Source organism: Acinetobacter sp. 25-47-122 (genome assembly GCF_056779695.1).
The window spans coordinates 135,728-148,739 of record NZ_JBWYIJ010000003.1 but is presented as its reverse complement, the minus strand read 5'-3'; the positions used below and the strand labels follow the sequence as shown (position 1 = coordinate 148,739).

6 protein-coding genes are annotated in these 13,012 nt (G+C 38.8%); 2 read left to right on the top strand and 4 right to left on the bottom strand.

All coding sequences use genetic code 11. The features are described from left to right. Positions 1-600: 600 nt before the first annotated feature. The 3 genes from recD to AC1M9P_RS03650 form a co-directional block, all read right to left on the bottom strand. Entirely contained in the window at positions 601-2,370 is a 1,770-nt protein-coding gene (recD, locus tag AC1M9P_RS03660; protein WP_481586751.1) for an exodeoxyribonuclease V subunit alpha, read from the bottom strand. A gap of 87 nt (positions 2,371-2,457) precedes the next feature. After that, the gene (locus tag AC1M9P_RS03655; RefSeq protein ID WP_481586750.1) at positions 2,458-6,177 is read right to left on the bottom strand and encodes a UvrD-helicase domain-containing protein; all 3,720 of its coding nucleotides are present in this window, start codon (positions 6,175-6,177) and stop codon (positions 2,458-2,460) included. Beyond that, on the bottom strand, positions 6,174-9,842 hold the full coding sequence (locus AC1M9P_RS03650; RefSeq protein ID WP_481586749.1) for an exodeoxyribonuclease V subunit gamma: 3,669 nt from the start codon (positions 9,840-9,842) through the stop codon (positions 6,174-6,176). Before AC1M9P_RS03650 ends, AC1M9P_RS03655 begins: the two co-directional genes overlap by 4 nt. A gap of 187 nt (positions 9,843-10,029) precedes the next feature. On the opposite strand from AC1M9P_RS03650, the gene AC1M9P_RS03645 reads away from it, so the two are divergent. Beyond that, positions 10,030-10,542: a hypothetical protein gene (locus AC1M9P_RS03645; protein ID WP_092767239.1), complete on the top strand. Its 513-nt coding sequence runs from the start codon at positions 10,030-10,032 to the stop codon at positions 10,540-10,542. Positions 10,543-10,606: 64 nt separating this feature from the next. Here AC1M9P_RS03645 and pap read toward each other — a convergent pair whose 3' ends face one another. Beyond that, positions 10,607-12,061: a polyphosphate:AMP phosphotransferase gene (pap, locus tag AC1M9P_RS03640; RefSeq protein ID WP_481586748.1), complete on the bottom strand. Its 1,455-nt coding sequence runs from the start codon at positions 12,059-12,061 to the stop codon at positions 10,607-10,609. Positions 12,062-12,256: 195 nt separating this feature from the next. On the opposite strand from pap, the gene AC1M9P_RS03635 reads away from it, so the two are divergent. Further along, positions 12,257-12,967: a DUF8198 family protein gene (locus AC1M9P_RS03635; protein ID WP_179998845.1), complete on the top strand. Its 711-nt coding sequence runs from the start codon at positions 12,257-12,259 to the stop codon at positions 12,965-12,967. Positions 12,968-13,012: the final 45 nt, after the last annotated feature.

Genomic DNA, 13,012 nt, shown 5'->3' with positions numbered 1-13,012 from the left:
TTTATAAAGTGATAATTTTTACTCACTTTAATAGAATCATTAAGTCAAAACAAGTATAAAGATGCCTAAAAATTAAAATTGAGATAAACGGTTAAAAAAGGCCCTATGACAAGTCATAGGGCCTTTTTTGCGCTGTAGATTCTTATATTTTAGTTATGATTCTGTTATTTATATTTTTATTGTAAGTGCTGCACACACATTTATTATTAATACGGTCCTTGTTCTTAAGGTTTCATTTCCTTATATGACTATTTTGCCAGATTCATTATGCAACACAAGTCGCAGTTTTCTGATCTTTATGTAAGAAATTACGTACATTATGTAATCAATTTAATCTTATATGTATATAAAAAAGCCCTGTAGTCTCTCCCAAAACTACAAGGCTTAGCGGCTGTAAGTTTCCTCTTTTATCACTTACATCATTGTAAGTTCGCAGTCTCTCGACTATAAATTATTGTAATTATGCGATATTGCTCAACTTTCCGTGTTGAACCTTTTATGCAAGCAATCATCGCAAAAAATTGTACGAAGCTCTATGCGCCAATTTCTCGAATCCTTGTAAGATATTTCCTACAAAGGTTTTCTATTTTCAACCAATCGTTAAATATTAGATATAAATAAAGTGTTTAATTTATTCAATAAACCTGTTTTTCTTATTGTTTTAATGTTTATTGCCTCAAATAAAGCATCAGTATCCACCAATAAACTGACTGCTTTTTTTGCCCTCGTAATCGCGGTATACAATAATTCTTGGCTCAATAGACGTGACGCAAACTCATCTAATACAACTGCAGTGTGTTTAAATTCAGAACCTTGCGACTTATGAATGCTCAGCGCATAACAGGTTTGCATTGACTTTGGTAAACGTGATGCTGGAAACCATTGGTCAAGACTTGGAAAATATACTTCAAATTGATCAGCAAACTGGCAATGTCTGAGACATATCCCAATATCACCATTAGAAAGCCCGAGTTGATAATCGTTATATGTCATCATGACAGGGCGACCAATATACCAAAGGTCGTGTCGTGATATCCGCATGTGCTGAAATAGCTCCCTTTCAATTTCATCATTCAAACGATTCAATCCCAAATGTCCATGTCTCACTGCAGCTAAGATCCTATAATCATCAAATTTTTGGATAATTTCAGCCACATCCTGCTGCTGATATCCATTTCTGACATAAAGGTTGAGTGCTTTAAAGTAATCCGTAAACCCCGAGCTTAATTTAAGGTAATAGGCTTTTAAATCTTGATCTGAATATTCTTTATTCAAATACTCTAGTTGAACAAGATCCTCTTGAAGCTCAGCTAAATTAATCTGTTGGATTTCAGACGCTCTACAAATCTCCTTCTCAAATTTAGCCAATACATCAACTTTCGAGCTTTGTGGTGAGCATTCATGTGATTGGATGAACCTTGCCAAATCACCGATTTTTGCACCTGCTTTGAATCTTCGACTGGTCACTAAATTGACGTGATGGTCATTAAGCGCTTTTACTTGTTGTAAATCCGCCAATACCATCCCCACATCAACCGAGGCCAACTGCTGTGCATCCCCTAACAAGATCAAACGACATTGGTCTGGAATTGCTTCAAAAAGCATCGTCGCGAGATTGAGATCGAGCATTGAGGCTTCATCAATCACCACCACATCATAGGGTAATGGCTTTTTCAGACTGTATTTAGGTTGAGCGCTATGCCCTAAACCCAGAAGACGGTGAATCGTTAACGTATTTTGCTGCTTTAAGTGGGCAATATCCAAACCCATATTGAGCATTGCATCGTCATTTAATGAGTTTTGCAATGCTTCTTTCATTCGCTGTGCAGCTTTCCCTGTCGGTGCAGCCATTGCGATTCTTAACTGATGATTCGACTCATTTAATACGGCAATAATACGCGCTAGAGTATACGTTTTCCCTGTACCCGGACCACCTGTAATCATACTCAGCGCTTGCCTTGATACTATTTCTAAGGCTTGCTTTTGAAATGGATCGATTAATAATTTTTCATATTTTGTGCAATCTACAGGCACTATCGTTTGCTGCTTTAAACGATAAACTTGTTGAGCTAAACGCTGCTCTAATTGCCAATAGCGATATAAATACAAATAGTTCTGATCATAAACAAAAGGCGCGACCTGTTGTTCTGCAAGCTCTGCGCTCACGAGCAACTTACTCAGATCTTGGATAACCTCCCCTTTCAAATCAATACAACTATCGCCGACAGTAGATGCCATCAGAACTTGTTCAATGGTGTTAATGGATTGTTCATTTAAATCATCTGATGAAAGATACTGATTTAGGATATATTCAGCCCAAGTTGTTACCCATTGAGGAACATCAACTTTTTCATTCTGGTTAATTTCCACACAGTTATCCTCATAGTTATCTACACATTTATCATCAATATTATCCACAAGATAAATTAATGATTAATAATAAATTCATTTAAATATTCATGCTATTTTGCTGTTTTTATCCTCAGCAAAATAGCCCAATATTGCATCTAATCTTAGAATAAATTCTGAACTAGGACGCCAATAATTAAATCCATATTGGTCAGTGCCATTCATCCCACGTAAATATAAATAACTGGCACCACCAAGATCTCGATCGATGTTGTAGTCATCAATATGAATACTTAAATAGCGATGTAATGCCACCAAATATAGGGCTGCTTGTAGCCAATAACTTGCATGCGTCATGCTCAGCTGAATAGCTTGAGCTGAATAGTCTTCCACATGATTTCCGAGATAATTACTCTTATAGTCGGCAATGTGATAGCGCTTCCCATCATAATAAACCAAGTCAATTGAACCATTGAGGTAACGTGCTGAATTTGCAGCATTGAATTCGGGCATATTAAGCCCAAACTCTAAAAATAATTGCTGAATACGCTGAATACCAAATATTCGGTCTGCTAAAGCCAAATAGAATGGAAATTCAGCCAAATGTGCTTCAGGTACTAATTGTTTGAGTCGAAATTCAGGTTGAATAGGTGTCTCTAAAACCTCTGCTAACCATTCAGCCATCATTTCTAACAGATGTTGCTCGGCATCATGATGTTGAGGAAAATCTGATTGAAATTTAGCGAATAATTGCTCCCATAAACTCGAATAGGCATTTTTAAAACGGCGGCGAATTTCTAATGTCCAATCTCGGCGATCTTGAAAATCGATATGTTCAAAAATTTCATGTAGGAAATTTCCAGCTAATGTTCCCATCGGAAAATGAGCACGAATCCAACTCAAAGGTTGTTGATGATCCAAATCCTCAAATTGATATGGAGTCACGAGCGTCACAGCATTGACCTCATCACTCGCATGATGTTCAATCATATCTTGAGCCGCCATACGATCTTTAATTTGTTGATGACTCAAATGTTGTGCGAGATAACTAAAACTGGTTTTGGCTCTAGGATAAAAATGAACTTGAGGATATTTCTGCGCAATCATTTGAACAGTATGATGTTCTTTTTTTGCGATTACTTTCTCAGGGCATTGCTCTAAACATGGCTCATCTAAACTGAAAGCATGCTGAAATTGGTTCGCACCATGACCACGCCAAAACGCCAAACCATAAATAGATTGCCCTTTTTGATCACTCATCATTGAATAAACGCGGTGTTGTGCTCGAGTTAAGGCTACATACCATAATCGTCGATGCTCTGCCAAAGCACGTTGGTCATGTTGCTCAACCTCTAATGGTTCCAATAATTCTTCACGCTTTAACGCCACGACACGTTGTGCGACGGACTTTCCAGTTCCATGATCCTGCACTTCACGAATTGAAAAGTTAAGTTCGCTTCGATCTGACAGTTTACGATCTGCGCCAAGCAAGAATACAATCTTAAACTCCAATCCTTTAGATTGGTGAATAGTTAAAAGGTGAACGCCCGCTTGATTACTCAACTGTCTTTCAATTTCCCACTCTCTTTCCATCGGATTTGAAAGCTGCCGCATATACCAATGATAAAGGGTATGCATACCTCTTAACTCATCACTGTTTTGGCTCAACAACTCTGAAATGTGTCGTAGATTGACCACTTCGCGTTCATTGTCATAGCTGAATTGCTCAACCAAGTTTGTCCAAACTTTGAATTCTGTGAGGAAACTTTGCCATGCTGTTAAAAAGCCTTGGCCCATCCACATTTCACGAATTTCTTCAAATTTCGTGATAAATAAACTTAAGCCATCTGCTTGAATTTGAAGTTGCAAAAAACGATGTAAATTAAAACCCATCAATCGTGTAAGTAAAGCTCTCTTTAATTTAGCTTCATCAAATGGATTCATGATGGCTGTCAAAATTGCACCAACATCTCGAGCAATTCCACTTTTGAAGACACTTTTTCGTGAAGGTCGATTTACAGGAATGCCTAACATCAATAAGTGATGATGAACTTTATCTAAATCAGGATTGTTACGAGACAAAACAGCGATATCATCTGCCTGAAGCTCAATACGTTGCCCCTGCTTTTCGAAATATAGCTGACTTTGGGCAGCCTGATTGAGCAGATCCAGTATCTTCCAAGCAACCTGCTCTAACTCGTGTTCCTTATCATTTACTTGAACCCAACGAAGCGGAGCATAATTTTCTAAACCGGATTGGATCAATAATGGATGCGATCGAGTACCTGCTGTAACAGGCGTATATACAACTTGTTCACCAAAATCCATTTGTTGTTGAAACAATGCATCGACGACTTCGACCAATGGTTTCACTGAGCGATGATTATGCACAAGTTGGTAAAAACGCCCTGCTTTAGTTTCAACATCTTGATATGCTTTTAGGAACGTGAGCATGTCTCCACCGCGGAAACCGTAGATCGCTTGCTTACGGTCTCCCACCATAATCATACAACCCTGCTTCACACGACTTGGATGTCTCCAAATCTGCGCCAACATATCATCTTGATCTTGGTTGGTATCCTGAAACTCATCCACTAAAATAAGTGGGTAACGCGCGTGAACGTACTTTGCAAACTCCTGACCTTGCGCTCCCTGCAGTGCTTCGGCCAAAGTTCGAATTTGCTGTGAAAATGTGGTTTCTGATTTTTGCTGTAACAACTCTGGCAAACGTTGTTTTACTTGTTGTGCTAAATAATATTGTAAATAACTCTCCAAATGCTCGAGTTGTTGGTTGAGCTTGTCAAACTGTTTAAAAAACTCAGCAAGTTCAACAATAATAGGATGTTGCTCAAATGCCGCCAAAACATCGACGGGACATTTGTTGAGAACTTTTTTTCTTAATTCATTCAACTGACTAAGATGAGTGCTGAGATGCGACGCAAAAATGACTTCAATGCCTTGGGATTTAACTTGATCAAGGAATTCAGGCAACAACTGCGTGAGTGTCATTTTTAATTTATCTTGATCGCGCCACTTCTTTGCGACTACAGCATAATACTGCCCTTCAGGATCATAAAAGTCTGTTAATGAATCTAGCGTTTCAAGCTCGATCTGTATGAAGCGCTCTGCATGAGTTCTGAAAGCGTCTACATCTATGGTCGGCGCTGGCACTGCTTTGAAATAAGCAGAGGAAAAATTCAAACTCGTTTCAATTAAATCGATATAAGCATCTTGTGACTTAATTTTTTTCTTAAGCAGCAAATAATCTACAGTTGATTGAGGCTGCTGTTGAATCCATGCCCGTAATTCATCATGAATTAACTGAACCGTATATTGTTTTGCATCATTGGTGATTTGCATTCGTTCAATTTTACCGCTCTCAAATGCAAATTCACGAAGAAGCTTTTGGCTAAAGCTATCCAAGGTCCCAACAAAGAGTTCTTCAAGCTGATCTATCACCAATTTTAAACGTGCACATGCATGTGCAATCAAGCCAGAAAATTGATTTAAAATCACTTGATATAAAATATCTGATTCTAATTTTGCACGCGCCTGAACTTGATCTTGAGTTAGCTCACGACATGACTCTAAAAGTCCAAGTACCTCGATTAAACGTGCACGAATTCGACTTTTCAATTCAGCCGCTGCTTTGCGTGTAAATGTCGTCGCAATAATCTGCTTTGGTAAATATTCTTCTAATAAAATTCTGACCATGAGGCTGGAGAGCGTATACGTTTTTCCAGTCCCTGCAGAAGCCTCAATCCAATGCAATCCAGTGAAATGCATATCCACAATTGGCTGATATGAGACTATAGGCTTTTGACTCATATTTCAGCCTCCGATTGATACATATATATCGGCTGATATAAAACATAAGCAAACTGATCACACGCTTGTTTTAATAAGTGCTCAGCATCTAAATCCTGTAAAATATACTGCCAATCTCGGTGCAAATGACTTTCTTCACTGTCATTTAAACTATAACTCAGAAAGGCATCGCTTTTATTCCACTCATTTAATAGCTTATCGAAGTTATTTAACTGCTGATGACCCTCTTCATCAGTGACCCATTCTAATGCTTTTCCATCTACCGCAAGTTTCATCAGCAATGCTGCAGGTAAAACGAGAGGCTCTATTTGGGCTTGTTTATATGCCTGAATCCATTGAGAAAGCATATCCTGAGCTTGTTTCGTCGTCAGGCCAGTACACATGATGGTTTTATCGCTAAAGATTTGGATGCGCTGCATTTCAGTTGCAAGGTGATCTGGTAAGTCTCGATAACTTAACCAAAGTAAGTATTCTAACCACACATGTGCTCGTCGTTGTGCTCGTGCACTGGATGTTGAAACACCCACCCAACTCGTCTCATCCCCTTGAGGAACGGTCACTTGAAGATGTATATCATCTATTGCTATGACGCGCTGAGTGATTTTGGTCGGCTCATCAATATAGTACTTTTGTCTTTTTAATAACTGCTGATGTTCTAACAGACTCATTTTCAAACTGACTTCTTGTAATTTACCGACAGGAAGCTGGTCACTGAGTAATTCAGTCTGAAGCTTCGAAACATTAGGCTGCTGTTGTAAAAAGTCACGAATAGAGTATCGTGCTAATCCATCTAATAACAGCGGCTCATTCACCTCAGGTAAATCCTGATCCTTTAAATTAGATACGCCTACGGTTTTTAAATAAAGGCGCGCAGGAAAACAAATATCTTTGATCCATTGTTCAGCGTCCAAGACCATGATGTCCTGATTCAATTCAAGCGAGGTATTAATCCAGGCCGCTCTATGACCACGTTGATCCTGACGATTGAGGTTAGAAGCCACGGCATACCATTCATCGTCATAGCGCTGATGCTGTTGCTGAAAACCATCAGGATCAAAGGGTTGCAAAGGATGCACCGTATAGAGTGTGCTCAAATTTTGATGAACTTGAATGCCATCTATATCAATGAGAGGATTCGAGGAAGATTGATCTGATGTTTTTATGATCCACGCGAGATGTTGGAGCAATTCCTGAACACTACTTGATGGATCTCGCACTTCACCATCGGCTACATCAAAACCATTATAGAATAGCCAGAGATTATCTTTGGCCAATAACAAAGCGTCTAAAAAAGCACCTTGATCATCATCTAAACGTGATCGATCACCAATCATTGGCTTGAGTAAATCCATTAAATCAAAAGGTAAATGGCTCTCCCGATTTGGAAACTTCCCGCCATCTAAATTCATCATGACAATTAACTTATACGGTATTGGCCGAATCAAACCAATTTGACTAAATGTAATTTGTCCAGTTGGCAATGCATAATCAAGTTGCGATTCAAGGGTGCTTTGGATTTCAGTCAGAATATAGCTCAAAGGCAACCGTATGTTTTTAAGAATGGCTTGATCATGTTCTTCATAGAAATTTGCCAGCGTTAGCATTCTTATTTGCTTTTGAATAATCTCTTTAATCATCTCTAACGAGCTTACACCAGCGCTTTCAAACTCATTAACTTCTAAAATTAAACGATTGAGCCAAAATTCAACATGCTCTGACGTCTCTTGATCATTTTCGATTTCAATCGTCGTGAGCCAATCTCGACGCTCTACAAAGTGCTTATATATTTCAATGAGCGTGGCAATTAAGTGAAAATCACCCGAGTCCACTACATGAGAACTTAAGGTCTCCTGAAACATCGCATGAACTGGAACAGCCACACCCAGCGCCAAACGATCTAAGGCATACTTAAAACTGAACCGATAGTCTTGATCATACTCCGCCAATGTTTTTTGCAAATGTTGCTCATCCAAACCTCGTCGAAATCCCGCTTGTCTCAACAACGATAAGATGCGCTCAGCCCCGTTAATGTCTAAGCAATATCTCACCTGGGTCGCTGCTAAGTTCAACCAATCAGCAAAATCATCAATGGTAAATCGACTTTGTATCAGTTCAATTCGCCCTAACACTGAACGCCATGCCAATACTGTATCTAACTGCGTGATACCAGCTAGCTTTACTGGCAGATAAACACCTGTTGCAGTATTTTTTTGCGGAAACACACTCCGTATCAAAGGCTCAATTTGTTTCAGATCAGGCGCAAGAACTAAAATATCACTCGGACGGCGTGGTGCTTCTGCTGTTGACTGAGCAAGCCATCGGGTCAATTGATCTTTTAAGACTTCAAGCTGTCGTACAGCGGAATGACAAACATGAATGTGGATTGAATCGTCTGCTGGATCTAATACATAACTTTGAGCTTGAGGTTCAACCAAATGTAAAATATCTGATTGCAATTGGCTCAGTAAATGCTGCGGTGCTGCATCCACAAAAGCATCTATCCATTGCCCCTCATCACCAGAGGAAAGGTTAGACAACAGAGAAAAGTGATCACGTGCCTGCTTGCCCATTCGTGTTAATAAGGGATGTCTGGACTCACGTGCCAGCCCATTAAAGCTCAGACTAAAATTCTCAAAAAACTGCTCAATTTCATTATCAGCTGGTTTTCTTTGATGCTTTTGCTGAAACTTTTCGATATATCGCTCTTTAAGCTTTAAGTCATATTGTTTTTTCCAATTCGGATCGACACTATCCGCCCAATATTCTTGTGAGGGATTGTAATGCAAAATCAACACATCAATGTACTGACCCAAACGGCGCAAAAACTGTAATTGACTTGGTGGTAAATCCAAGAGTGTAAAAACGATCAGTTGCTGTGGTAGTTTTTTGAGGGCTATTTTCTGTTGCTGTTCATCACGAAGTACAGCCCAAAAATCATGATCAATACTTTGCATTTCAACAAAGTCTTCATGAAAAATATTGAGCCATAACCAACGTTGCCAAGCCTCTAATTGTTGTGCCTGCGAAAATTTAAAACTGGAATCTTGATCATTTAAATATTGTAATTGTTGTTCAATATTGAGTGCTTCATTACGCCCCCATACCTGAATCCAATTTTCAGGACAACGACAATCATATTCACATGCTCGGCGACACTCTGCTCGATAAATCATGTAATTGCTGAACAATTTTGACACTTGATCAGATACCCAATACAACATGCTCATTTTTTTTCGATATTGTTCATTTGACTGTTCAATACGTGCTGCGCTGTCATAGATACGTGTGATTAATGGGAATAAAGGATGTTCAACCTCAAGCTGATTATGCGCACGCTGTATAAAAGGTTTGAGTGCTTGGAAAATACGCCACTTCATAATCAGACGTGGAATATTCGCTTTACGTACTTTATCTTTGTCACTCAAAATTTGCTGGTAGGCATACCATTGAAAGCCACGAATACGTTGATGGAAAAATGTATTTGCACTGATGCCTTGGTGCTCAGATAACCGTTGGGTTAACCACTCTTGCATTGCCGCAGAAGGCACCACGAAATGTTGTTGCTGTAGAACTGCAAATGGGTTGTTCGTGGGACGCTTTTGAGTCGTGATGATGCCTTGTACCAGAACTTCAATGCGCTGACTTTGAATTACATGAATTCCCATAAGGTCCCTTTCACCATACAACGAACACGTTATGAAGTTGTGTGAACAAAATCATAAACATAAATTACTATACATCTTAATCTGACTATGTCACTTTTACTTTATGACTTTAATAAAACTTTCATCTCGCGCTATGTTCATCATGTGATGGATCGAGAACCATAGACTTTGATTAGGTGATAAATAAATGAAAATTGATAAAATTCCAGAAACAATCGACCCAAATTTAAATTTAGAACAAATTCGAGATGAATGTCTTGATCTCGTCAAAAAACGCTCTTATGTTTCAGCAGGTGTTGCTGTCATTCCAGTGCCCTTTTTAGATGTTGTGATTGACGTAGGTATGTTGTCAATTTTAATTCCAGAAATTAATGCTCGCTTTGGCTTAGCTCCTGAACAAATCAGCGTCTTTGATCCTCAAACCAAAAAAATCCATTGGAACGAACTACGCAAACGCGGTTTCGAGTTTTCTGGTCTAGTCGTGGCTCGTACTGCCGCTAAAGCTTCGCTGAACAATATGGCAGCCAAAGTGTTGACCAAGCAAGTGACTAAGTTTATTCCATTGGGCGGTTCAATTATTGCAGCTAGCTTGGGTTATATTGTCATGAAAAAAGTGGCTGAGGCTCATGTTGAAGAAAGCTATAAACTTGCCAAAAGCATTCAACAAAAACAACAAGCAAATGTTGTGAAATACGCTTAACACATAAAACCTTAGACGTATAAATAAAGTCCTGTAAGGGCTTTATTTATATCTCTCATCAGTTCTAAACATCTACTTTTAATTGTTTCAAAATTGCCTTCAAAATTTCAAGGCGTGCAGTATATTTATCATTGGTAGCAATGATATACCACGGCGCATCTTCGGTATTTGTTCGGTGGAGCATGTCTGCTGCAGCCAATAAATAATCATCCCAACGTTTGCGATTACGCCAATCTTCAGCCGTAATTTTAAAACGCTTATGCGGTGTTTCCTCTCGTGCTTTGAAACGATTGGCTTGCTCTTCTTGACTGATGGCCAACCAAAACTTAATAACGACTGTTTGCGTATCTACTAGATCTTTTTCAAAGCGATTAATCTCATCATATGCACGTTTCCACTCCACATCCGTTGCAAAACCTTCAACTCTTTCCACCAATACACGACCATACCAAGAGCGATCGAAAATCGAGATTTTTTCATCTTCAAGCAGTTTATTCCAAAAACGCCAGAGATAAGGCCGCGCCAATTCATACTTTTCGGGCGCAGAAATGTTATAAATGCCATATTCTCTTGGATCGAGCTTTTTCACAATACGCTTGATCGTACCACCTTTACCTGCGGCATCCATCCCCTCAAAAACGATCACCGTTTTTTGTCCTTCTGCGCGTAATGCTTCAGCGACCTTCTTGGTCAGTTTCTTGAGTTCAGCCTTATACTGATCTTTTTCAAGTACTGCTTCATTGGGGGACGTTAAAATTTCTGGGATATCCGCTTGATGCCATTTTTGGCGCATTTTTTGAGGATGATTTGGCAAATCTTTCAGTCGCGCTAATACAACTTCTGCGAATTTCTGATCACGACATACTTCATCTTCACAATCGATAATGACCCAGTCTTGGGTAAATTTTTGACGTAATCGTTGTACATTTTCATATTGTTTTTTATTGCGCCAATCCAGCCCATGCAATTTATGCCAACGCTGCTCCGAAGGTTCAATTTTATCTAAACGCTTCTGTAATGATTTCCACGATAAATCAAACCAAACTTTCACGACATCAACATGATTATTTTTTAAATCCTGCTCAAAGCTTTGCATTTGCTGCAAATAATTTTCGAACATGGTTTCATCAAATGGTTTTGAAACATGTAAGGATGTGGCTAAAAGATTACTATACCAATTTCCAAACATGACGATCATTTGTCCTTCAGCAGGAATATAACGTGCATAAGGTTGCCAATATGGGATATTCGGCTGAATAAGGTGAGGAGGGTCAGCTTTGACTTTCAAATATCGTGGATCAACCCATTCTCTTAATTGCTTAACCGATTCTCCTTTACCTGCTAACTCAATGCCACTTACCAACACCACCAAGCTTTTGGCATTTTTCTTACCACGTGTATCTTTGAGAGCATATTGCGCTTCAATTAAGTCTAAATTGATCTGATCTGCATCAAATATTTTGTTCTTATCTTCGGGTTGATCAGTATTTTTATCAAATTGTTGTTTTAGTTCAGACATAGCCCACTCAAAATTATTGTATTTTCGACAGTATACGCAAGGAACAGTATCAACTTAAATCTTCAGGTACAATTTATTGCAATTGTCTTTTCATCCATGACTGACCTGAAAGGTTTTATTTTAGATTTCAACAGTCATAGTCGAGCGCAATCTAACCTATTATGCTTTTTTCAGTCCTTTTAATTGAGCTAGAACATGTCCAAACTTGCTGCATTAGATCAACTTTTAGAACAATACAAACAACTCAATTATCATCAGGATCCGGCACTCAAACAAAGGTTAAATGATGCTCAAAATTGGCTAAAACAGCGCATACTTCAAACACATGCTGAGTTATTCGCTGAAGACAAAAATAAGTTGATGGCTCAATATTTTATTAACCGTCTTTATGGTGGCCCAGAATTTGATGACCTAGCATTGCAAATCGAACGTTTACTAAAATACGCACACAAAGCTGAAAAAATCATTCCAGAAAATGCTATTAAAACCGGATTAAAGTCTGTAGGACTAGCGGTCTTGGCAATGCAATTGGATGAACAAGTTGCACAGTATTTACTCCAACATTATCCAAAAGACCAACCAATTACTGATGAAATGATGCGTGAAACTCTAGTGGCTTTAGATCAAGAGCAAGCGCGCCATGAACAACTCAATCTGTTGGATGAGCTCGGTCTGAGTCTGGACAAATACATGCGTTCATTCATCATGCACACAGCGTTTAAAATGTGTAAAGGTGCAGCAAGCAAATATAATTTTGAACTGATGTATGACTTTATTGGTGAAGGCTTTGTCGCTATGAAACCAATGAAATCGGCTGCCACCTTCATTCGGAGTTTTACTGAAAAAGAGCGAATCATTGTAAATAATGTACACTCAGGGAAAGAAAATCCCTTCCAAATCGCTTAATTAAAATTCATCAGCCAAGATTCTGATCAGCCAAAAAAGCGTAAA

Excerpts from the sequence above, each read along its gene's own strand:
- AC1M9P_RS03635 (WP_179998845.1), top strand. The coding sequence starts at position 12,257 with ATGTCCAAACTTGCTGCATTAGATCAACTTTTAGAACAATACAAACAA.
- pap (WP_481586748.1), bottom strand. The coding sequence starts at position 12,061 with ATGTCTGAACTAAAACAACAATTTGATAAAAATACTGATCAACCCGAA.
- AC1M9P_RS03650 (WP_481586749.1), bottom strand. The coding sequence starts at position 9,842 with ATGGGAATTCATGTAATTCAAAGTCAGCGCATTGAAGTTCTGGTACAA.
- AC1M9P_RS03655 (WP_481586750.1), bottom strand. The coding sequence starts at position 6,177 with ATGAGTCAAAAGCCTATAGTCTCATATCAGCCAATTGTGGATATGCAT.
- AC1M9P_RS03645 (WP_092767239.1), top strand. The coding sequence starts at position 10,030 with ATGAAAATTGATAAAATTCCAGAAACAATCGACCCAAATTTAAATTTA.